The 21680-nt window shown below is 60.9% G+C and carries 19 protein-coding genes and 1 pseudogene; 5 read left to right on the top strand and 15 right to left on the bottom strand.

Annotation, left to right across the window (positions count from 1 at the left end; translation table 11 throughout):
• Nucleotides 1–98 precede the first annotated feature (98 nt).
• A complete protein-coding gene (locus PG900_RS03525; protein WP_270830924.1) occupies nt 99–1547 on the bottom strand; it encodes a chitinase in 1449 nt (482 codons plus the stop codon).
• A 316-nt stretch (nt 1548–1863) separates the two neighbouring features.
• The gene (locus PG900_RS03530; protein ID WP_270830925.1) at nt 1864–3093 is read right to left on the bottom strand and encodes a methyltransferase; all 1230 of its coding nucleotides are present in this window, start codon (nt 3091–3093) and stop codon (nt 1864–1866) included.
• Between the two features lie 225 nt (nt 3094–3318).
• On the opposite strand from PG900_RS03530, the gene PG900_RS03535 reads away from it, so the two are divergent.
• Both PG900_RS03535 and PG900_RS03540 read left to right on the top strand, forming a co-directional pair.
• Nucleotides 3319–3897 (top strand): PhnA domain-containing protein, encoded by a 579-nt coding sequence (locus PG900_RS03535; RefSeq protein ID WP_016350625.1) that lies wholly within the window; start codon nt 3319–3321, stop codon nt 3895–3897.
• A 669-nt stretch (nt 3898–4566) separates the two neighbouring features.
• Nucleotides 4567–5844, top strand: a complete 1278-nt coding sequence (locus tag PG900_RS03540; RefSeq protein ID WP_270830926.1) for an esterase/lipase family protein — start codon at nt 4567–4569, stop codon at nt 5842–5844.
• A 72-nt stretch (nt 5845–5916) separates the two neighbouring features.
• On the opposite strand, the gene PG900_RS03545 is transcribed toward PG900_RS03540, so the two are convergent.
• Complete coding sequence (locus PG900_RS03545; protein WP_270830927.1) at nt 5917–6804, bottom strand: PhzF family phenazine biosynthesis protein; 888 nt, start codon at nt 6802–6804, stop codon at nt 5917–5919.
• 186 nt (nt 6805–6990) lie between these two features.
• On the opposite strand from PG900_RS03545, the gene PG900_RS03550 reads away from it, so the two are divergent.
• A complete protein-coding gene (locus PG900_RS03550) occupies nt 6991–7194 on the top strand; it encodes a hypothetical protein (protein ID WP_270830928.1) in 204 nt (67 codons plus the stop codon).
• 91 nt (nt 7195–7285) lie between these two features.
• On the opposite strand, the gene PG900_RS03555 is transcribed toward PG900_RS03550, so the two are convergent.
• The 12 genes and pseudogenes from PG900_RS03555 to cmoM form a co-directional block, all read right to left on the bottom strand.
• Nucleotides 7286–8107, bottom strand: a complete 822-nt coding sequence (locus tag PG900_RS03555; protein ID WP_442866152.1) for a hypothetical protein — start codon at nt 8105–8107, stop codon at nt 7286–7288.
• Between the two features lie 5 nt (nt 8108–8112).
• A complete protein-coding gene (locus PG900_RS03560; RefSeq protein ID WP_270830929.1) occupies nt 8113–8622 on the bottom strand; it encodes a GNAT family N-acetyltransferase in 510 nt (169 codons plus the stop codon).
• Nucleotides 8623–8674: 52 nt separating this feature from the next.
• Nucleotides 8675–9159 (bottom strand): annotated as a pseudogene (locus PG900_RS03565) (GNAT family N-acetyltransferase).
• Between the two features lie 67 nt (nt 9160–9226).
• The gene (locus PG900_RS03570) at nt 9227–9838 is read right to left on the bottom strand and encodes a DJ-1/PfpI family protein (protein ID WP_270800856.1); all 612 of its coding nucleotides are present in this window, start codon (nt 9836–9838) and stop codon (nt 9227–9229) included.
• Nucleotides 9839–9902: 64 nt separating this feature from the next.
• Nucleotides 9903–10403, bottom strand: coding sequence for a peptide deformylase (def, locus tag PG900_RS03575; RefSeq protein ID WP_270800854.1), 501 nt, complete (start codon nt 10401–10403; stop codon nt 9903–9905).
• Entirely contained in the window at nt 10382–10885 is a 504-nt protein-coding gene (locus tag PG900_RS03580; protein ID WP_270800852.1) for a GNAT family N-acetyltransferase, read from the bottom strand. The genes def and PG900_RS03580 overlap by 22 nt, the downstream gene beginning before the upstream one ends.
• 318 nt (nt 10886–11203) lie before the next feature.
• On the bottom strand, nt 11204–11524 hold the full coding sequence (locus PG900_RS03585; RefSeq protein WP_270801031.1) for a putative quinol monooxygenase: 321 nt from the start codon (nt 11522–11524) through the stop codon (nt 11204–11206).
• A gap of 134 nt (nt 11525–11658) precedes the next feature.
• Entirely contained in the window at nt 11659–12057 is a 399-nt protein-coding gene (locus tag PG900_RS03590; protein WP_017410169.1) for a septal ring lytic transglycosylase RlpA family protein, read from the bottom strand.
• 171 nt (nt 12058–12228) lie between these two features.
• Complete coding sequence (mukB, locus tag PG900_RS03595) at nt 12229–16656, bottom strand: chromosome partition protein MukB (RefSeq protein ID WP_270830931.1); 4428 nt, start codon at nt 16654–16656, stop codon at nt 12229–12231.
• A gap of 27 nt (nt 16657–16683) precedes the next feature.
• Nucleotides 16684–17421 carry a chromosome partition protein MukE gene (gene mukE, locus PG900_RS03600; protein ID WP_011706220.1) on the bottom strand — a complete coding sequence of 246 codons (738 nt, stop codon included), beginning with the start codon at nt 17419–17421 and terminating at the stop codon, nt 16684–16686.
• Complete coding sequence (mukF, locus tag PG900_RS03605; protein WP_017410171.1) at nt 17402–18721, bottom strand: chromosome partition protein MukF; 1320 nt, start codon at nt 18719–18721, stop codon at nt 17402–17404. The genes mukE and mukF overlap by 20 nt, the downstream gene beginning before the upstream one ends.
• Nucleotides 18722–18798: 77 nt before the next feature.
• Nucleotides 18799–19575, bottom strand: coding sequence for a tRNA uridine 5-oxyacetic acid(34) methyltransferase CmoM (gene cmoM / locus PG900_RS03610; protein ID WP_016350612.1), 777 nt, complete (start codon nt 19573–19575; stop codon nt 18799–18801).
• Nucleotides 19576–19875: 300 nt separating this feature from the next.
• On the opposite strand from cmoM, the gene elyC reads away from it, so the two are divergent.
• The gene (gene elyC, locus PG900_RS03615; protein ID WP_270831006.1) at nt 19876–20646 is read left to right on the top strand and encodes an envelope biogenesis factor ElyC; all 771 of its coding nucleotides are present in this window, start codon (nt 19876–19878) and stop codon (nt 20644–20646) included.
• Between the two features lie 135 nt (nt 20647–20781).
• On the top strand, nt 20782–21537 hold the full coding sequence (gene tpiA, locus PG900_RS03620) for a triose-phosphate isomerase (protein WP_016350610.1): 756 nt from the start codon (nt 20782–20784) through the stop codon (nt 21535–21537).
• Nucleotides 21538–21680: the final 143 nt, after the last annotated feature.

Consider the following 21680-nt stretch of genomic DNA (forward strand, 5'->3'; position numbering starts at 1 on the left):
TCACAAGGCAGGATATCGAAAAGGGGGACAATATGTCCCCCGACTTGGCAAGAGAGGTGTTACCCATTGCCGAGTTTATTGATACCAGCCGCTTTACGCTATTTCGCCGGCACCAGCACCCAGGGATCGCCCTTGCCCGGTTCACTGCCCTGGGTCCACCACTTGGCCTGATAGATGGCCCCCTTGTAGCTCACCTTGTTGCCCGCCGTATAGACCTTGCTGGCACTCCAGGCAGCCACATCACCCACGGGGGGATCGGTCGGGTCAACCGGCGCAGGATCCAGTTTGGCCACTACCCGCACCTTGGGCCAGTTGGCGTGGGAGCCGTAGAAGTTGGTCACGCACTTCTCGTAATCCCCCGGCACCAGTGCCGAGTAGGCGGTCTGGAACCCCACCAGTTCACATTCGAACGAGTAGCCGCCGGGCCGATCCGGATAGTATTTCCAGTTGCCGTCCCAGTTGGTGTAGAGCACGTCGGTAGCACCGTTGAGGTTGAGGCTGCCATAGGGGGTCTGCTGCCAGCAGGTGTTCTTCTCGTCGGCCTTGACGGGGATCTGATAGTGCTCGGCGAGCCCTTCCCAGTAGCGGATGCGGTTGACCGGCTGGCCCTTGTTCTTGTTCTGCTCGCCGCACTCGATGCCGCCATTGATGACGTTGATGGTGGTACCAAAGCCGTAGCCGATACCGGCGGCGATCTCGCGCTGGGAGGGCACCCAAGTGCGATCAATCACGTGCAGCATGGCGGGTTTGGGTGCCTGCGGGGTCAGGAAGAACCAGATGGCGGAGGCGAGGTTGAGCCAGGAGTCCGCCACCAACCCGGGGTTGTTGAGCAACACGGACGCATCGCCGTCAAACATCGCCTCGGAGAAGGCGCCGTAGTTGAAGTGATAGGAGAGCTGCTTGGCGCCGCGGCCGAAATAGCCCTGGCCTGTGCTGCAGGGCCACTTCTTGTTCTGCCAGTCGTTCTGGCCACAGCCGGTGGTGTAGCCGGTCTGCCCCTCCGACCAGCCCATCTCGCGCACGTGCACCAGCGCCTGCTGCCACTCCTCCAGCGCCAGCGGGTTGTCGGAGATATTCTCCTTGGCGATGTGACCGCCGGTTTCCTGGGCGAAATGGGCAAAGGCGGTGATGATGGATTTTTTGCAGATGGCATCGGCATCGCGGCCATCGGTATATTCGCCGCAAAAAGCCGGGAATTTCCCGACCGCCCGCAAGAAGCGCTCATAGGTATATTCCGGCGCCGCCATCTGGGTTAAATAATCCCAATCTGATTCGGTGAATACCCGCTCGACCCGTTTGACGTTATCCGGATTGCTGGCTGCCCTTGGCTTGATGGCATCGACAATGGTATTGGAACGTGTCGCCAACGCCTTTGCCCAAATCCCGTACATGGGATTGGCCGTCTTGTTTTTTTCCACCGCCGCCAGATCCGGGGCTGAAATTACATATCCACCGGCATTTTGTGGGTCGGGTTGAATATTCATGGCATAACTTGGCAATGCGCAGGCAGCCGCAACCAGCCAGGCACAATGTGTAGGCTTGAACATAACAGACAGTCCTTATGTCAGAATAACGTCGGGATAATAGTCGCCTCGAGAATAATCCTACAGACCACTAAATTCACGATGAAAATTAAGAATATTATCGGAACTGTGAGCCAATTCACTCTGCCGGTTGGCGAGCATAAAATGCATTGTGAAGCGACGTGATGACGAGCCTTTCGGTTATATGAAAATAAACCGAAGAAAAATGAGAAAAGAGCGGTCACGCCGCTCTTTCAACGACACGATCGCCTCAACGGGAAGCACCAAAGGACAAACCGCACAGCGCTGCAACAGGCCCCGCCGCGACGAGGCCCGCCACTTATCCGTGCCGTGCTCGCACCGCGCGGATCAGGATATTGCGGGGGGTCATGGGCTTGTCGCAAAACTCGCCCACCTCCACCCGGTAGCCCTGCTCTTGCAGGAAGAGGGCGCGATCCAGCACCAGCCAGAGTTCCAGCGGGCGACGAAACAGGTGACGCACCAGCTCCATGCGGGCGACATCGCCATAGCGCGCCTCCCCCTTTGCCAGAAACCCGGCGTAGTCGAGGCCGGCCGGCAACACCAGCCCCTTTCGCTCGGCGGCCCAGCCACAGAAATCCTCGAAGGTGCCGGTCAGCAGACTCTTTTGCATGTTGGGCACCGGCAGATACTCATCCACCCCGCGCACCTGGCGCTGCAGGCAGTCAAAGGCCAGTCGCCAGGCCACCTCCTGCTCGCGCAGGCGGGCGATGCGGGCGCCGCCGGTGACCGTCTCCTGCAGCGGCAACTTCAGATCGCTCTTGGCAAGCTGCAGCACACTGGCCTTGGCCGGGCCGGAAAGCGGGCGGTAGTGGCTGGTGCGGATCAGGTGATAACAGCAGGGGGAGAGGGTCACCCCCTCGGCACCGCGCGCCGCCACCTGTTCAATCAGATGGGTGTGCAGCTCGCCGCAGGCGTGCAGCGCCATGGCGTGATGGGCCGGTACGATCAGCTGGGCGGTCTCATCGGCGAAGGCGTCGGCACAGACAAATGCCATCCGGGCACCGTCGCGAGCGGCCAGCTGGCGCCCCTCTTCGCACAGTGGCGCCTGTAGCTCCAGGCTCAGCACCTCGGCTTGACGGTGCAGGGAGACCAGCCGCCCCAGGTGTCCCTTGCCCGCACACCACTCCAGATAGGGGCCGCGGTGCGCGGGCAGACAAGCGGTGAAGGCTTCAATCTGGGCCTGCTTGCGCCCCGGCATGTACATCGCCATGGTCCGCTCGCACGGGATGGGCTCGGCCGTCAGGGTCGGCAACGCGCTCAGGGCATGCAGCACTGACCCCTGCGGGATCCAGGGGGCCAGCAGCTCGCACAGGGCGGACATGTCGCCATCGAGCCGCTCAATCTCGGCCAGCGACAGGGCATTGAGCCGTTCAGCCAGCGCCGGCGCCGCCTTGGCAAAGGCAAGGTCCAGGTGGTGGTAGGGTTGGTATTGCCACCAGTGCCGGGCTTCGCTCAGCAATCGATCCAGTTGTTGAAAACGTTGAGCCAGCACGCGCGCCCCTGTTATGCCGTCAAAATGGAGGCTCATTCTAGCGATCCCGCATCAAAAAGCACTCTCATCTATGCTGCGCCATCACAGCTGTCCCGCAGTCCTCCTGCGCCAACAGGTCCCGATGATGCCTCCGCTGGTCGGCAGCAAGCCCGCGACCGGGCTTAGCCTGACAAAGAGCGGGGTTTTGTGGTATATTCCGCCCCTTCATTATCTTGGCCTGCCCATCGCGGGCCATTTTACCAACGTGAATGGAACCAAAACATGACCATCAATGCCATCCTGCAAGCGCGCGCGGGCGCCAAGTGTGAACTGTGCGGTGCCGAACAGGCGCTGACTGCCTTCGCGGTCCCCCACTCTCCGGCCAGCGATGATGATCACAGCGTTGCCCTGTGCGACACCTGTCGTGGCCAGCTGGAGCAGCCGGCGACCACAGTGGTCAACCACTGGCGTTGCCTGGGCGACAGCATGTGGAGCCAGGTACCTGCGGTACAGGTCATGGCATGGCGCCAGTTGAAGAACCTCTCCGCTCAAGGCGAGGTCTGGGCCCAGGACATGCTGGACATGATGTACATGGAAGAAGAGACCAAAGCCTGGGCCGAAGCGGGTATGGCCAGCGACGATGACGACAGCGTGCCCACCGTCGACTCCAACGGCGCCGTATTGGTCGAAGGTGACTCGGTGACCCTGATCAAGGATCTGGACGTCAAGGGCGCGGGCTTCACCGCCAAGCGCGGCACCCTGGTGAAGGGCATCCGCCTCACCAACAACCCGCTGCACATCGAAGGCAAGGTCAACGGCGTGCAGATCGTGCTGGTCGCCGCCTACCTGAAAAAGGCCTGATCGCCCTCTGCCCTGCTAGCAAGAGCGCCCCGCTGGGCGCTTTTTTTGTGCCTGCCGATAACACTCCCCCCTGTTCTTGCCGCGAACCGTCGCGATACAAGGCCCTACGCCAGCATGCTGCCTGCTGTTATTTTGAGCGAAAAGTTGGTGTCATCAGCGACCCTGTGGCACTCTGGCGTTTCATGGACTGACCTACCCCCGACACCGCGAGTGTCATCACAGCAAAAAGGAGCACGCCAGATGGCCAAAGTCAGCAAGAAAGAGATCAAGCAGAAGATTGCCGCCCGCCTTGAGAAAATTGCCAAGCACGAGAGCAAGATCAAGAAGCTGAAGAAAGCCCTGAAATAAGGGCTGGCAGGATAAAAAAACCGCCTGATGGCGGTTTTTTTATGGCGGCATCAGTCGCAAGCCACGTTCAATGGCCATGCTTACCATCCCCTGGCCAGTACCAATACCTCCTGCTCCAGCCACCAACCCTGTCCGATCAGATGCATGCGCCCCTTGTCAGCAAATTGCAGTGCCCGCCGGACAGCGTACTAGGTAGCCTTCTCGCCAAGAACTGCCGATGCGTCACTGGCAAACCCGGGACAAACGGCGCAAGCTGGTTGTCATGCATGCCGCCCCGCTGCCGGGCAGGAGCAGGCCGGCGATACCTTCACAGGGGCTTTCATGACGCAACCAACAGCACCGCAACCCGCCTCCTCCTGGCATCTTGCGGATATTCGCGAGCTGACCCGACTGTTCATTCAGGCCCTGCCTGCGACGATACAGCTCACCGAGGCCGTCCATCAGGCGGTATTGAGCGGCATGGGCTTCAAAGGGCGGGAGGAAGGAAAGACGGCGGGGATCACCGGGCTGGTCTACAAGGGGGTATATGGCGCGGCCAGCGCACTGGGCAGCGGTATCCATGCCCTGCTTGCCCGTCTGCCGCCAGCCCCGCCTTTGCAGCAAATTCCCGACACGCCCAGCCGCGCCGCCCTGCTCGCCACCCTCAATGGCGTGATGGGGGACAAGCTGGTCGAGAGTCACAATGCCTTGGCCACCCCCATGACCCTGCGTTATCTCGGCAAGCCCCTGAGCTGGCCGACCCTGCCGGCGCAACTGCCCCCTCGCGGGCGGGTGCTGCTGATGGTGCACGGGCTGTGCATGAACGATCTGCAGTGGCATACCCGGCATCAGGATGCGCCGGTCAATCACGGGGAGATGCTGGCCAAGGCGCTGGGTTACGTCCCCATCTATGTGCGCTACAACTCGGGCCTCTCCATCGTGCAGAACGGTCAAGCACTGGCCCGTCAGCTGGAACAACTGGCGACCCACTGGCCCGGCGGCCTTGGCGAGATCAGCGTGCTGGCCTACAGCATGGGCGGGCTGGTGATCCGCAGCGCCTGTCACAGCGCCGACCTGGCCGCCCAGGCCTGGCCGACTCATCTTAAAAACCTGCTGTTTCTTGGCACACCCCATCATGGCGCACCGCTCGAATCTGCTGGCCACTGGCTGGAGCAACTGCTGCCGGCGACTGCCTACAGCGAGCCGTTCGTCAGGCTGGCACAGCTGCGCAGCGTCGGCATCAAGGATCTGCGCCACGGCAAGGTGATGGACTCCCTCCCAACCCGGAATCCCCCTTCTTCCCCCTTGGCCGATCCTCGTGCCCCCTTGCCCCTGCCCGGCGGAGTCCGCTGTTTTGCCATTGCGGCCACCACGGCGGCCAAACGCAGCGTGTTGGCAGATCGGTTGATTGGTGACGGTCTGGTGCCCCTGCGCAGTGCCCTTGGCCTGCATGACGAGGCACGCCACCAGCTGGCCTTTCTCCCCGCCCATACCATGATTGCCTATCGCACCAGTCACATGGCGCTGCTCGGCAGCCCGCAGGTGGCTCGCCAGCTGCTGCACTGGCTACAGAGCGCTCACCAGGAGCAGATCCCATCTGAGGAGCACGACCCGCAATAGGCCAAAGCGGCCGGTTTGCCCCGATATAAAGTAAAAAACCACCAGCCGGCGGTTTTTTTCATTGTCTGACTGTCACATCAGGCGGGCGCGGCCAAATACCCGGATTGAGCTGCCGGGCTCGGGGGGAATTTCGGCATGCAGGTGCGACGCCATCCCCATATCCTCCCCTTGAAAGAGATCGATGATGCCGCCGTGGGGCCAGTGCAGATCCCGCAGGTAACCGGCAAAAGCCGCGGTGGCGGCGCCGGTGGCAGGATCCTCATACACGCCGCCATAGGCAAAGGGGTTGCGGGTATGAAACAGCTGCTCGCGGGCGGCATACGCCAGCAGAATGGTCACCAGCCCCTCTTGCTGCATCAGGGTCCGTCCCTCGGCCATCTGGTAGTGCATGGCCGCCAGGGCGGCGCGACTGTTGAGCGCCAGCACCAGATGATCGGCGCCGCCATGAATGAGGGCCGGTGGAATGCGGGGATCCAGGTCTGCCTGGGTATAACCAAACAGCGCCAGCGCGGCGCTCACCAGTTCGGCAGGGGCTGGCTTGCTGCGAGTGGGGGGCGATTGCAGCGCAGCCTGCCACTCCCCTTCCCCATCCAGCCAGCTCGAGACCGAGATGGTGGCCTGATTGAGTTGCAGCTGATACTCACCGGCGCCAACCCGACGTGCCAGCGCCACCCCGAGGGCAATGGTGGCGTGCCCACAAAACGGCACCTCGGCGGCAGGAGAGAAGTAGCGAACCCGCCACTGCCGCGGGCCGGCCTGCTCATCCACCGGCGTTGCGGACGTGGGCAAGGGCGCGGCGAACGCGGTCTCCGAAAAGCCCACTTCGGCGGCGATGCGCTGCATCTCCTCGACACCAGGCAGCTGCGGCCCCAGCCAGACACCGGCCGGATTGCCGCCCTTGGCACCGGTGGAGAAGGCGGCAATGCGCACCAACTCGGGTTCCCACTCACGCTCTGTCATCGCTCGCTCCTGACTGTCGCCGACATGATTGGCCTGTACTTGCCGCAGGCCGCTTTCCATAAGATAGCGAGCCCGCCGCGGCCGGTAAATTAAATGGTGCGCGGGTGCCGCTTGGGCGCCGCAGATCCGGACGGCAGCAGCTACGTTTGATGCGTGTCTGTATAAGGTCCTGTTGTGGAGCACCCTATGTATTCTTACACCCTCACCTTCAAGGAGGAGGTCGACAAGCTGACCGCCCCCGAACATGAGATCAGCCTGCACACTCCCACCCAGGCCGGTGATTTCATCATCCTCTCCGATGGCAGCCGTCATCAGGTGATGTTTGTCACCCACCGCGCCCACTACAGCAGCCTCTACCTCGACAAGGGAGTTCGAGTACCGCAGGGCTAGCGAAGTCGTCAGCCGTTGCAGATAACCGTTGCAGACAACAAAAGCGCGGCTCTTGGCCGCGCGTTGAACGTTCCGGGTAGATCAAGGGATATCAGAGCACCTTGATCACCGGCTGGTGCATGATGGCAACTTCGTTCTGATAGACCACCAGCTCACCCGGCGGCATGCCCCGCTCACCCAACACGGTCACGGCGCACTCGTAGCGGTAAGGGCCGCTGGTGAATAGATAGGTGTGGTTGCCTCCCGTCCCCTCCACCCTGACGGAGCCATTGCTGAGCACCAGGTCCGGCTTGTCGCTGAGCGCCTTGCCCTTGGCCCAGGAGGCATAGCGATAACGGCCGTCACCCAGCTCGTCGATGCGAATGGTAAATTTCTCGGTCTGCCACATCAGCTCGGGGCGCTGGTACTCCCGCAGACCGGGATAAAGATCGCTTTTCTGTTTGGCGACAAGCTCGGCCTTGCGTTTTGCAGCCTGCGCAGTCTGATGATTGATGCCGATCACCTTGCCATCAAAATCCAGCCACACCTCGCCACTGCCCAGCATGATGCCGCGCCAGCCCATGGTCTGCCAATCTTGCCCGACCCGGGAGCTGGCAATGCTGTTTAAAAGGGCGTCATCAAATACCTCGTCGAAGCGGGCCACCATCTCGGACGGATTCTTGATGACCGGGATGGGATACTCCTGCTTGAAGGGGTATTTGAACTGATGGGCAAGAGCCTGTGGATCCCGCGCCTTGGCGGCATCGATCACCTTCTGTACCAGAGGGCGATACTCGGCGCTGAGCTGCGGCTCCTCGGCATAAGCTGGCGCCATGGTCAGCAGCCAGCCGAGCAGCGACACCAGCACAAGCAACGCCCCGCTGTGCACACGCCTTGACGACCGAGCGACGTTCAAGTAACCCTGCCACTGCATCTTGCTCATGCCACCCCCTCAATCAGCTTGGCCATCATATATTCATCGACATATGCACCATCGACCCTCATCGTATTGCGTTTGATGCCTTCCACCTCAAATCCGCAGGCGCGGTATAGCGCACAAGCCCGGGCATTGTGACACATGACGCTCAACTCCATACGGGTAAAGCCATGCGCCCTGGCCCACGCCTCCAGCGCAGACATCATTTTTTTGCCAAAGCCCTGTCCAGTTGCAGAGAGTTGAATACCGATAACGCAATACAGTACATGTTTGTTGCGATTTGCCGGTTGACCGATGCCGACAATAAAACCAGCAATCTCGTCATGCTCCGACAGTACCAGCATGACTTTGTTGTCTGCATCGACAAACGAGGCCAATATTTGAGCTTGCTCGATCTCTGTCGTGGTGCGCTCACCCGGCTCATAGAGCATAAAAGTTGTTTCATTGTCGAGTCTGTTCATCAAGGCCAGTAGGTTATCTGCATCCGATTCCCGGACCTGTCTCACTTCCATCTATTTTCCCCTCCATGAGACTTTGTTTTTCCCGTTCAAATACGGCTACTGATCACGCAGGGTCCGGCAACCAATATTCATAGAAATCTGTCTCGCATGCTTGGGGTTGGGCCCCAAATATTGCCACCCGCAGCGCAGATAGAAACGCAGCGCCCGCGGGTTGAGACGGCTGACCGACAACACCACTCGCCGGCAGCCAGCATGCCGCAAGGTGCGACCGATATATTGCAGCAGCAGATCGGCCATGCCTTGACCACGCGCCTGTGGCGTCAAATAGATCAGGTATATGTAGCCGGTTTCCGGTTCGGCTGAGACAGTGCAAAACTCCAGCTGCCCCACTATCTCGTCCCCCTGCCAGACATGCAGATAATGCCACTCCTGGCTGGTCAGCCTCGTCGCCATCCGCTCCCGATAGCCCGCCAGAAACTCGTCAAATCCCTCGTTGTGGTGGAAGCTGCAAACATAGGCGTCCCGACGGGCTGCCACGCAAAACTCATAGTCACGCGCCAGGTTTATTTTTTTGAATTCGAGGTGCATGCGCCATCCTGTTTCATTGGGCAGACAGGCTATGGGTCCAGACAGATATAAACAGTGAGCAATGGCATCAGTCGAATGACTCTTCAGCCTCTCTGATAGTGGAGGAGATCAGCTGTTCGAAGATTTCCATTTGTCCGGCAGGAATAAGCTGAGATTGCATCAATCTACGTTTTTCCGGACCAAAACACCGTTCGGCCACCCAGCCAATCAAATAAACCAGTGAGAGGCAGCCGCCTGCCGTTGCAATATTTCCTTGCACGACCAGAGGAGCGTCCTGAACATCACCCCCCATCTCCAGCAACTGGGCTTTGGCTGCAGGGTTGGTTGTTAATTTCTTTCCCTGCAGCAAGCCCAGCTCATGCAATATGAATGAACCAGCACAAATTGAGCCAATCAGCTGGCGCTGCGGATCCAGCCGCAATGCGGACATGAACTCGTGGTCTTGCAGCGCAGCAGGGATACCACGCTGCCCGCTGGTGATCAGCACCACATCCTGATCCTGTGCTTCCGCCACATCTCCATCCGTCTTTACGTTGATACCCAGTGCAGAGCCATGCTCAGGCTTGGTTCCCAGTATTTTCACCGACCAGCTCTCTTTGCTTCTCCCAAGCAGGTCATACATCAAGAAAAAATCCACATCGGTGAAATCATCAAATAAAACAATACCAACCTTGTACATGGCTACCCCGTCCTCCTGTGCAGATAATCAAATGGATATGTAATGCGCCGCATGAAATATCACGTCATGTCGCCTTGAGATGCTTTTTCACCTTCTTCAACGCCATCTTGCGCTTTAGCGGCGAGAGATAATCGATAAACACCTTGCCCTGCAGGTGATCGATCTCATGCTGCATCACGATGGCCAGAAAATCGCTGCTCTTTACCGTGATAGGCACACCATGGCGATCCAGTGCCGACACCACCACCGAGCCGTAACGCTCAACATCGGCATAATAATCCGGCACGGACAGACACCCCTCTTGCCCAAACGCCGGTTCAGTGCCGCTTGTCACTTGCGGATTGATCAACACCAGCGGCTGATCCCGTTTTTCTGACAGGTCGATGATGACGATGGCCTCCTTGCGCCCCACTTGCGTGGCCGCCAGACCAATACCATTGTCGGTGGCATAGAGGGTCTCCAACATGTCATCAATCAGGCCTTGCACGGCCGCAATATCCTCAACCTGCTCGGCGTTGATGCTCAATCGGGGATCAGGAACCGTTAAAATCTCCAGCCTTGCCATGAGGGCTCTCCGTCAACCATTAGTAACGACGACTCTTCCCTCGTCACCGGCCAGGACAAGGAGATGAACGCCGGCTCTTCCGCTACCACCTGACAACCGAGGCGCCGATAAAATTCTATTGCCCTCTGATTGGCGCTAAAGCTCGACAGGGTCACCCGGAGTCTCCCCTCAGATGCTGCCTCGCGATGCAGCCGCGCCATGACGGCCGAACCAAGCTGCCGACCCTGATAACGGGGGAAGATAATCAACAGATGAATGTGCAGCGCATCGTCGTATGGCTTGCAGCAGAGCAGACCGACTCTCTCCCCCTCTGCCAGGATCCACGAGAACCAGTGCGGCTGATATTCGCTGGTCAACCGCTCGCGCTGAAAGTCGTCATCCCAGCCAAACACCGCCTCGACATAGGGAAAGATCCCCTCCTTGACGGCCGCAAAGCGCTGTTCAAACTCACTTGTCGCTATCTCCGCCAGTTCGATCTCCATTCCCTCTCCTCGGCTCAACCATCTTGGCGGCCTGATGACCACCTCTCGTCAGACCGTCCACCCGCCATGGCGGTCATGTCGCTCGGCCCCAACATTGATTTTCATTTGGGTATCTTACCGGACAATCTGGAGATGAAAAGACGGCAGGCATAAACAGGCGGGATAAGGGCAATAAGCCCCCGTTCAACCTCTCGGTAGAGGATGCAGAGACGCAGACCAGAGATTCCCCATGATGGGATGGGATGGGATGGGATGGGATAGCGTCCGGGGCGGCACCAGACATGGGTAGAAATCGGGCCAACCGTGGGCCCGATGGGTTTAAGGGAGGCTCACCTCCTTCATAAAAATCAGCCGCAGCGGCTCTGCCAGCAGAACCTCCGCCTCGGCGGCAAAGGCCTGGAAATAGTCCGTCTGGCAGTGGCTGTCCAGCGCGGCCTGATTGATGAACGCCTCGCGCATGTAGAAGGTGCCCGGCTCGTCCTGCAATTCAAACAGCACGTAATCCAGGTTGCCCGGCTCGCGCCGCGTCGGCGCAATGAGCTTTAGCAGCTCGCGGCGCAGTGGCTCTCTCATGCCGGCGCGGGCTTTCAACACGGCGATGGACACCCGTTTCTCTTCACTCATCTTGGTCTGCTCCATGTTCTCAAGGGTAAGCAAAGGGGCCCCAATCCGGGCGCTGCCTTTGCGTCGAGCTGCAGTGTAAGAGGAGCGGCCAGGCGGGATATAGCCGGGCAGGATGGACACTCTGTTCAAGCCACTGAACGAGTCAGCGCCTAGAGCGCCTCTATCTTCACCTTGATAAGCCCGGCGCGAGGATTGCCGATGGCGCTGAAGGCCGCTTTGGAGAGATCGATGATGCGCCCGCGCGGGAAATTTCCCCTGTCGTTGACCCTGACTACCACGCTCTTGCCGTTGGCGAGGTTGGTGACCCGTACCATGGCGCCGAAGGGCAACTCCATGTGGGCGGCGGTGTTGGCGTGGCGCTGATAAGGCTCGCCACTGGCGGTGCGCTTGTTGTGGTAGCGATCGGCGTAGTAGGAGGCAAGCCCCGTCTCGCTATAGCCGCGCCAGCTGCCGCCGTGGCTCTCGTCATAGCGGCTGCTGCAGGCCGCCAGCAGCACGGTGAGCGACAGCAGCAGCCCCTTTCGCAAAAATTGCCCCTTTTCAACCATGTGCCTTGTCCTTGCTCCCCTGCGGGGTTGTCGATGCCAATGAAGCGCTAGCGGGCATGAGCGAACCGGCGTGGTGCCGGCCAGCCATGGCCGCGCCGCTACTTTGCCACAGTTTCCAAACAAAACGGGAGGCCAAGCCTCCCGTTTTCATACCTCGTCCGTCAGCCTCTGTCAGGCGATGAGCTTGTCGTCGGCGAAGCCAAAGCCGCGCAGACCCACCACATGCACATGCTCGTGCTTGCCCTGCACCTTGCGGATGAGCTTGTAGGTGGTGCCCTTCTCGGGGCTGATGTTCTCGGGCGCCGCGATAAGCAGCTGCATATCCTGCCGCTCGCACAGCTCGAACAGGGTGGCGATGGATTTGCCATCCAGACGGGCTGCTTCGTCGAGGAAGAGCAGGCGGCAGGGGGCGATATCCTTGCCGCGCAGACGGCGAGACTCCTCCTCCCAGCTGATCAGCACCATCAGCAGGATGGCCTGACCGGTACCGATCGCCTCGCCGGTGGAGAGCGCACCGCTCTCGGCACGCAGCCAACCATCGGCGCCGCGCTGCACCTCGATCTCCAGCTCCAGGTAGTTGCGATAGTCGAGCAGCACATCGCCCATCACCTGATAGCTGCGATCTCCCTGCTCTACTTGCGGATTGAGGCGCTGGAACAGCTTGGCCATCGCCTCGGAGAAGCTGAGCTCCTTGTCGGCGAACAGATCGTTGTGCATGGCAGTTTGGTCGGCCAGCGCCGTCAGCAGACGGGTGTGGGCCTCGCGGATATTGACGTTGAGGCGCACCCCGCGCACCAGACCGAAGGCGATATTCTGCAAGCCCTGGTTGAGCACCCGGATGCGGTTCTGCTCGCGGCGAATGATGTTGGTGATCTTGGCCGCCACCTCATGGGAGGAGAGCGACAGATGGGTTTCCCGCTGCTTGAGCTCGTCGGCCAGACGGGCCAGCTCGATCTCCATCTCTTCGATCGCCTCGACCGGATCATCGGAGCGGATGATGTCGTTGCGGATGCGATCCTTGAGGTAACGGTAGACCTGCACGTAGAAGGCCACCTTCTGCTCGGTGCTGCGGTTGCCCTCGGATAGACGCAGCGCATCGCGCAGGGCCTCGTCGTGGGCCACCGCCACCCGCAGGGCACCGAGGGCCTTGTCCGACATGGAGCGCAGCTCGTCGCTGTCGAGGTACGCCAGCTCGCGCTTATTTAAACGCTTCTCGACGTCGGTCTCCCGCGCCAGTCGCACCACCCGCGACCAGCTCGCCTTGTGACCCACCAGGGATTTACGGGCGCCGTAGTAATCCTTGCCTTCCAGCTTGAGACGACCGCCGAGGGATTCGATCTCGCGCTTGGTGACCTGCAACTGGGCCTCGGCACTGGTACGACGGGAACGGGTGCGGATCAGCAGCTCTTCGATCTCTTTCTTGTGAGCGCGCGCCTTCTCTTCCATGTCGTCAGAGAGGGTCAGCCCCATGGCTGCCAGCTCCTGCTCGAACTCGGTCAGGGTCTGGCGCTTGGCCTCGACGCTGGAGTTGAGGGCGGTGCGCAGCTGCAACGCCTCGGTGTGGCGCTGGGCAATCTGCTTGTGCTGCTCGCCAGCGGTGCGGGCCGCCAGCTCGGCCGCTTTCAGCTTCTCTTTGAGCCGCTCGCTCATCTCGGACGCCTTGCCCAGCAGGTCTTGCGCATCCTGATAGGCAAAGTGCGGCAGACGGGCCACCAGCTGATCGAGGGCGTAGCAACGGCGCTTCTGCTCGGCCAGCAGGTCGCTCACCTCATCGTAAGCTGCCTGCAGCGCGGCCAGATCCTGCGGATCCTGACGCAGCACCTGCACCATGGTTTCCAGTTTTTCCAGCGCCTTGCCGTGTTTGGCGATAAAGGCTTCGGCTGTTTTAAGGGCCTCCACGTCGGCGTGAGCCGCCTCGAGGCGGGCCGCCAGGTCTACCTCGGCAAACAGGTGAGCAAAGGGCAGCATCCCCTGCACCAGCTGGATATGGCGGGTCAGCTGGGCGGCGGCCGCTTTGGCATCCGCCAGCTGCTTGTCACACTCGCTGATGGTTCCTTGCAGCGCGCGCAGTTCGGCCTGTTTGGCCTGCACTTCGGCTTCGGGGTCGGGGCGGAAGGCGATATCCAGATGCTGGCCGATAAAATCGCGGAAGTGGCCGTAGAGACGGTGGTACTTCTGCTGCTCGAAGGCGGCCTTGGCGTAACCCTCGATGAGACCCTCGCGCTCAAGGTCGAGCTGCTCGATCCGTTTTTCCCGGGCGGCGCGACCAAACAGCGGCAGCTCAGGGTAGCGGGAGAAGCGCACCTGACGCTTGCTGGTGCGCACCAGCACGGCATCCCCCAGCTCGTCCGCCTCCACCAAATCCTCGTCAAAGGAGTCGGGGTTGCCCTGGATGAGGTAGATATCCTCCGGGCAATCTTCCAGCTTTTTCAGCCGCTCGATGGCGCCTTCAAGGTCAAGCACCACCAGGGCGCTGCGAGCCGGGCCGTAGAGCGCGGAGTAGTAAGGGGCATCGTCGATGGAGATATCGTCATAGACATCGGAGAGCAGCACGCCCCCCACCTGCTCGGCGATGCGGGCAAGACGCGGATCCGCCTCGCCGGCCCCCAACTGCAGGTTGCGAATTTGCAGCTCCAGCGCCTGTTTCTGCGCCGCGATGCGGTTGCTCTCCTGCTCGAACTCCCGCTCCTTGTCGAGCACGGTCTGCATGCCGGCGGAGAGCGCCTCCGCGCTCGCGAGGGGCAGGCCGCTCTGCTCGCGCAGCTGTTCGAGCTTCTCGAAGGATTTCAACCAGCGCGGCGCCAGCTTGGTGAGCTCCGCGATATCGCGACCCAGCTGGGTGCCCTGATGCTCGAGGCTGGCGCGGCGCTGGTTCACCTCCGCCTGCTGCTCGGAGAGCTCCTCCTGGCGGGTACGCTGGGCTTCGAGGAAGATCTCCAGCTCGTCCTGGCTTGCGATCAGCTGGCCAGAAGCCTGCTGCAGCTCGTCACGCAAGCGCAGCAGCGCCTGCTGGCTTTCGCTCTCTTTCTCGAGGCGAGCCAGCGCGGCGCGCAGCCCCTGCCCCTGGGCGATGCGGGCCTTGTCTTCAATGTGACGCTTGAGCAGCGCCTGCGCGGTAGGCCAGGCGGCCTCGCGCACTGTCTCGGGGGCGATGCTGAGCAGCAGCGCCAGCGCCGCTTCGTGCTCGGCCACCGCCGCCTTGGCCAGCGCCAGCTGCTGCTCGGCCCCCAGCACCCGGCTGGTGAGGCTCTGCTCGGCGGCGCGGAACTGGTGCAGGGTGTCGCTCGCCTGTTCGGCGGTCAGCCCCGGCTGCTCGCACTGCTCGCGGGCAGTTTCCAGCGCCTGCACCGCCTGACGGTACTGGATGGCGCGGGTCTGCTGGATATCCAGCGCCTGCTGGTAGTCGGCCAGCTGGGTCTTGAGGCTGTCGACTTCTGCCTGCGCCAGCTCCTTGCGCTCTTCCACCTCCAGCAGCTGGCCATGGATCTCCTCCACGATCGCCTGCTGCTGCTCCAGCTTGTCCATCAGCTCAGCCAGATCGGCGCGGTACATCTCGATCTTCTTCTGCAAGGAAACCGCTGCCATCACCTTGGCCAGGTGCTCGGCGGCCGATTCCAGCTCGTCGGTCAGCAGTTTCTCGCGGTTGGTGAGCTGCTCCACCTCGTCGGCCAGATAGATGGCGCGCTGCTTCTCCTCGGCCAGCAGGCGACGCTTGCCTGCCAGCTCCTGCCGGGCTTTGAGAGCCAGCTCGGAGAGGCGATTCTTCTCGGCGGCGTTGCGCACATAGTCGGCCGCCACATAGTGGGTGGTCTCGGTAATGAGGTTCTTGAACAGATCCCGCTGACCTTGCGTCTCCTTGATCGCCTCCAGCGTGCGGCGGTTCTCGTAGATGGCCGCCTCCATGTCCTGGAACGCCTTGCGCACGCCGGAGTTTTCCGGCAGCAGGTATTCACGCAAGGAGCGGCTGATGGACGAAGAGATGCCGCCGTAGAGGGAGGCTTCGATCAGACGATAGAACTTGCCGCGATCCTTTTGATCACGCAGCTTCTTCGGGGTGATGCCGAACTCGAACATGAAGTTGTGATAGTCGGTCACCGTATTGAACTTGGCGACTTTCAGCGCCCCCAGCTCGGCGGCGGCCCCTTTCAGATCGGCGAAGGCACGTACCCGCCCCTTGCCATCATCGAGCTTCTCCAGCAGCAGATCGGTGGGTTGCAACTGCTCCGGCACATCCACCAGCGCGAACGGGGTGATGTTGACCTTGTTGTCGCGGTTGGCCACCTGCTCCAGGTGAACGCCGACCCAGATCCGCTGCTCGCGGCTGTTCATCACTTCCAGCAGCGAATAGCAGTGGCCGCGCTGCAGCTTGCCGTAGAGCCCCTTGTCGCGGGACGCGCTGCTGGAGCCCGCTTCCGTGGTGTTACGGAAATGGAGCAGGGACTGGTCGGGAATGAGCGCCGCGATAAAGGCCGCCATGGTGGTGGACTTGCCCGCGCCGTTGCCGCCGGACAGGGTAGTGACCAGCTGGTCGAGATCGAAGGTGCGGGCGAAGAAGCCGTTCCAGTTGACCATGGTCAGGGATTTGAATTTGCCTCTCACGACTTTGCCTCCATCTGGGCCTTGGATTTAACGCTGCAGGTCATCTTCCACCTCCAGTTCAAGCTGCTCTTCATCGAGATCCGCCTCGATATCCTCAAACAGCGAGTCGCTGCTCGGCATCTCGTCGTCGTGGAAGATGGCCTCGCCCTCTTGGATCATCCGCAGCTGGACGGCACGCGGATCCTCATCGGAGCGCACATCGGCGGCAAAGCGGAACACGGATTCGTTGACCCGGAATTTGTCGCTGTTGCCAAGGGCCGTGATCATGCCAAGGCGCCGCAGCCGGCGCATGGAGGTACGGATCTTCTCGAGCAGCTTCTTTTTGTCGAGATCGGTGCCGCCGGAGCGGCTGTTGACCATCCGCAGCAGCTGCTTCTCGTCGGCCAGGCTCAACACCTCTTCTTGCAGTTCGCCCATGGCGAACACCCCTTCCGAGGCTAGCCGGTCCGGGCTCAGATAGAGGTAGCAGAGTACCTTGCCCACCAGCATGTCGAGCTCGGAGAGGACGGTGGTGCCGATGTCGGCGCTCGGGCGCGGGCGCAGATAGAAGAAACCTTCCGGCGCCTTGATCAGTTCAACCTGATAGCGGCCGTAGAAGATCTCCAGCTCCTGGTGGTACTCCACCAGCGCCGAGTGCTGTTCGAACTCGTCGGCACTGATGTGGCGACCGGAGCGCAAGGCGGTGTCGATACGCGGAAACAAGGGGTTGGCAATCGCCTCTGCGAGCCGCAGTGGCAAGGGAAACTCAGTATTGATCAATGACATAGGCCTGAACCTTGGATCCAGCTTGGTTAATGGGTTTCCATGCGGGCTGACGATGCAGCTGGTGCTCGCCGCTGGCATGGCCCAGGCGCACGGCCTGGTCGATCAGAAGACGCGCCACGTCGAAGTGGGCATGGGCCGGGTAGTCCAGCAGGTATTCGCGCAGCACATCGGCGAGATCCAGCTGCTGGCCCTGCTCCGGGTAGCGGGCCAGGTAGCGCTCGATGCGCTCGGCCAGCTCCTGGTTGATGTCCACCATCTCCATGTACTCCATCTCGAGGGGCACCTCGCCGGTCACCTCCTCGTCATGGATGGCGATGGTCTCGTCGCGCAGCTCCAGCAGACGCGGCTCTTCGGCCACCCGCAGCAACCAGTTGTGCTGCTCGAAATTGCGGATGGAGTCGCGCAGCCGCTGGCTGAAGGCGCGGTTCTTGTCCATGTCGATGGCGTTGCGGATGAACTTGTGGACGTGCCTGTCATAGCGGGCCCACAGCTCGATGCATTGCTGGCCCCAGCTGGTGATGACGTCCAGCCGCCCCTGCAGGGCGTGAGTCAGCTCCTCGACGTGGAACAGATCCTCGCGCCCCTGCGCCGCTTCCTGGATGTTCAGCAGGCCCGCCTGCAGGCGGTGGCCGGCGGCGTCCAGGGTATCTTGCAGCTCGCGCAGGGTCTGGCCGGTCTCGTGCAGCAGTTTTTCGCAGCTGTGGATGGCATCGACCCAGTTCTGGGTCAGCAGGGCCGCAATTTCGTTTTTGACCTGATTCTGCTGCTCGTCCATGGCGCGCTGGGTGAGATCGATGCGCCCCAGCGTCTCTTCCAGCGAGAAGGTGAGCCGTGGCAGCACCTCGGCATCCCACTGCTCGCGGGTATTGGTCTCGAGCGCCGCCTTGCGGGCGGTGTCGAGCTCGGCCGCCAGGTGTTCCAGCAGGATGGAGAGCTTGATGGAGTCAACCTGGCGCTGATCCATGAAGAAATCGACGATGCTCATGCCAAGGCGCGACAGGCGATAGAGGCTCTCCCCCGCCACCATGTCGGTGTTGAAGCGCGACAGCAGCTGCTGGCGAATGAGATCGTTGATGGCGTTGTTGGCGCGACCGGTGAGGGTCTCGTCCATCTGGCCGAAGGCGTTGCTGACGTAGCCAAAGGCATCGTGCAGCGCCGCTTCCGACAGATCCGATTCATCTTCGGACAGCGTCTTGATTGCAATCAGAAAGGCCAGCCGATCGGTGGGCAGGTTCAACGCCAACCCCTCCTGCCTGACCCATCCCACCATTTCGGGCAGGGTACGGGATGTACTCATCATGATGTTGTCATCTCGTTGTTGTATTGGGCGCAAAGCCTTGCGCGCGGCTACATCCGGTAGCATCAAAAAAGGGGGCCTCAGCCGGTGGTTTTTTGCGCCATCACGTGGATATAGCGCCCCAGGGAGATAAACGGCTCCTGCCGGCAATATTGCAGCTCCATGGCCAGCAGATCATCGAACTTTTCCCGCTGATCCTGCTTGTGGCGCATGTAGTCGTGGATCACCCGCACCCCGGTCTTGCCGATGATCTTGAGCCCGCCCCGGCCAATCCAGTCGTAGACCTGCTCCGGCAGTTGGGGATTGGTGGGGGTCAGCGCAGTCTGGCGCTTCTTGTTGAGCCCCTGGCGCACGTAGTCAAAATTGCCCACCACCAGGCTCTGGAACAGCAGACCGTGACGGTTGTAAAAAAGCAGCGACAGTATGCCCCCGGCATTGACGAAAGGGAACAGACCGAGCAAGGTCTGGCGCGGCTCGGCGAGCCACTCCAGCACCGCGTGACAGAGCACCAGATCGAAGGTGCCGGTCACGTGTGCTTTAAGATCCTGAATGGGGCAATGGATGAGACGAATTCTGTCTTCCAGCCCCTTCTCGGCGATCTGGCTGCGTGCCAGTGCCAGCATTTCCGCCGACAGATCGCACAGCTCCACCTGATGGCCCATGGCCGCCAGCTTCTGGGCGAAATAGCCAAAACCGCCGCCCGCATCCAGGATGCGCAGCGGCCGGTTGCCAAGGCGGGCCAGGCAGGCTTCGATGTCGCTCCACACCACTGTAGTGCGGATGCGCCCCTTGGTGGAGTCGTAGATGTTGCGGGCGAACTTGTCGGCGCGCCCGTCAAAACTCTGATCTTGCTTCAAGACGAACTCAACTCTGTGGCCACGGGAAACGGGCCTGACGAAAAAGAGGGTATTCTGTCACATCCCGAATTTGCTGAAAACTCAAGGCGCAGCTCCCTCCCCCTGGTGATGGAAAAAAACATCGTTTGGCGCCCACTTTGCCCTCGTTTCGCGCTTTTCGGGGTTGTGCGGGCAGACACTGCACAACCTGTGTGCCTTGATGGCGCCATGCAACCTTGGGAAGAGGCGCCTATACAAGGGCGCCAAAATCCTTAATAATTTTTTAATGCATTGTTATATAAGGAATAACAAGTGGACGCCCTGTTTGACCTCAAAAAGTGGCTGGGCCAGCTGCTGATGCCGCTCCCCTTCTCCCTCAGCCTGCTGCTGCTGGCGCTATTGCTGCTCTGGTTCACCCGTTTCCAAAAGACCGGCAAGCTGCTGGCCACCCTCTCGCTGCTGCTGGTCACCCTGATGGGGATGCGCCCGGTAAGCTACGAGCTGGCCCGCGGGCTGGAGCAGACCTTCCCGCCCTTTGAGACAAGCCAGCATCCCGACATCGAGGCCATCGTGGTGCTCGGCAACGGTCATGTCAGCGATCCGGCGATCCCTGAGCGATCCTGGCAAAACAATATTGCGCTGGCCCGCACCCTCGAGGGGGTACGGCTGGCCCAGGCTTACCCGCAGGCGGAGCTCATCTTTTCAGGCTATGTGTCGGGGGATCCCCTGTCGAACGCCGAAGTCAATGCCCGCATGGCGGTGAGCCTCGGCATTCCCCGCTCGCGGATGACGTTGTTTGAAAACAACAAAGACACCCACGACGAGGCGGTCAGCATCAGCGCCCACCTCAAGGGCAAGCGGGTGGCGCTGGTGAGCTCGGCAACCCATCTGCCACGGGCCATGGCGCTCTATCAGGGTCAGGGACTGAACGCCGTGCCCGCCCCCACCGACTACACCGCCAAGCAGAGTCAGGTGGCCCAGCCCCTCTACAGCTACCTGCCAAAAGGGCGCTATCTGATGTATTCCGAGGCTGCCATTCACGAATGGATTGGGGTATGGTGGGCCCGTTTGCGGGGGCAGGTTAACGATTGAGCAATCGAGCCTTTCATTCCTGATTTGGATCAGGAAAGCGAAAAAAAATTACGTCATTTGCCGCCGGGTCAGCTATCTTGGGCTCGGTTCAATTCATATAATGTCGCGCAATCAAATGCCTAGGAGATATACAAGATGAGACAGCACCTGGTAATGGGTAACTGGAAACTGAACGGCACCAAAGCTTCCGTCGAAGCTCTGATCAAAGGACTGACCCCGGCTGCTGCCGCTCATCCTTCTGTGCAAGTCGCCGTCTGCCCGCCGGTTATCTTTTTGGGTCTGGTTGAGCAACTGACCGCTGGCAGCAAGATTGCCTACGGTGCCCAGAACGCCGACGTTCACGAGTCCGGCGCCTTCACCGGCGAGAACGCTCCGTCCATGCTCAAAGCCTTCGGTTGCACCTACTCCCTGGTCGGCCACAGCGAGCGTCGTACCCTGCACGCAGAGACTGACGACGTGGTTGCTGCCAAGTACGAAGCCATCCAGAAAGGCGGCCTGATCCCCGTGCTGTGCATCGGTGAGACTCTGGCTCAGTTCGAAGCCGGCACCACCAACTCCGTGGTCGAAACCCAGCTCAAAGCCGTGATCGACCGTTGCGGTATCGCCTCCTTCAACAACGCCGTCGTGGCTTACGAGCCGGTATGGGCCATCGGTACCGGCAAGACTGCCACCCCGGAAATCGCTCAGGCCGTTCACGCTCACATCCGTCAGTACCTGGCCGGCTTCGACGCCGCCGTGGCTGCCAAGGTACAGATCCTGTACGGTGGTTCTGTCACCGGTGCCACCGCTGCCGACCTGTTCGGTCAGCCGGACATCGACGGTGGCCTGGTGGGTGGTGCGTCCCTGAAAGTGGACGACTTCTCCCAGATCATCGCTGGCGCGGCCAAGTAATCGGCTGCCATGGAGGGGGCGCTTGCCCCCTCCTGCATATCGCTTTTCCTATGGCAGCCGCCGCACCCCATAGGAAAGCCGATATAGTAAAAGTGGCTTGTCTCATTCAACCATTTCGTATTCGACAACTCAGATCCAGAGGC

Source organism: Aeromonas sp. QDB03 (genome assembly GCF_027707985.1).
GTDB classification, from domain to species: Bacteria; Pseudomonadota; Gammaproteobacteria; order Enterobacterales; family Aeromonadaceae; genus Aeromonas; species Aeromonas hydrophila.

Excerpts from the sequence above, each read along its gene's own strand:
- PG900_RS03530 (WP_270830925.1), bottom strand. The coding sequence starts at position 3,093 with ATGAGCCTCCATTTTGACGGCATAACAGGGGCGCGCGTGCTGGCTCAA.
- PG900_RS03555 (WP_442866152.1), bottom strand. The coding sequence starts at position 8,107 with ATGCAGTGGCAGGGTTACTTGAACGTCGCTCGGTCGTCAAGGCGTGTG.
- PG900_RS03580 (WP_270800852.1), bottom strand. The coding sequence starts at position 10,885 with ATGGAGATCGAACTGGCGGAGATAGCGACAAGTGAGTTTGAACAGCGC.
- def (WP_270800854.1), bottom strand. The coding sequence starts at position 10,403 with ATGGCAAGGCTGGAGATTTTAACGGTTCCTGATCCCCGATTGAGCATC.
- PG900_RS03535 (WP_016350625.1), top strand. The coding sequence starts at position 3,319 with ATGACCATCAATGCCATCCTGCAAGCGCGCGCGGGCGCCAAGTGTGAA.
- PG900_RS03570 (WP_270800856.1), bottom strand. The coding sequence starts at position 9,838 with ATGTACAAGGTTGGTATTGTTTTATTTGATGATTTCACCGATGTGGAT.
- PG900_RS03585 (WP_270801031.1), bottom strand. The coding sequence starts at position 11,524 with ATGGAGCAGACCAAGATGAGTGAAGAGAAACGGGTGTCCATCGCCGTG.
- mukF (WP_017410171.1), bottom strand. The coding sequence starts at position 18,721 with ATGATGAGTACATCCCGTACCCTGCCCGAAATGGTGGGATGGGTCAGG.
- PG900_RS03525 (WP_270830924.1), bottom strand. The coding sequence starts at position 1,547 with ATGTTCAAGCCTACACATTGTGCCTGGCTGGTTGCGGCTGCCTGCGCA.
- mukE (WP_011706220.1), bottom strand. The coding sequence starts at position 17,421 with ATGTCATTGATCAATACTGAGTTTCCCTTGCCACTGCGGCTCGCAGAG.
- PG900_RS03545 (WP_270830927.1), bottom strand. The coding sequence starts at position 6,804 with ATGACAGAGCGTGAGTGGGAACCCGAGTTGGTGCGCATTGCCGCCTTC.
- PG900_RS03560 (WP_270830929.1), bottom strand. The coding sequence starts at position 8,622 with ATGGAAGTGAGACAGGTCCGGGAATCGGATGCAGATAACCTACTGGCC.
- PG900_RS03590 (WP_017410169.1), bottom strand. The coding sequence starts at position 12,057 with ATGGTTGAAAAGGGGCAATTTTTGCGAAAGGGGCTGCTGCTGTCGCTC.
- PG900_RS03550 (WP_270830928.1), top strand. The coding sequence starts at position 6,991 with ATGTATTCTTACACCCTCACCTTCAAGGAGGAGGTCGACAAGCTGACC.
- PG900_RS03540 (WP_270830926.1), top strand. The coding sequence starts at position 4,567 with ATGACGCAACCAACAGCACCGCAACCCGCCTCCTCCTGGCATCTTGCG.
- tpiA (WP_016350610.1), top strand. The coding sequence starts at position 20,782 with ATGAGACAGCACCTGGTAATGGGTAACTGGAAACTGAACGGCACCAAA.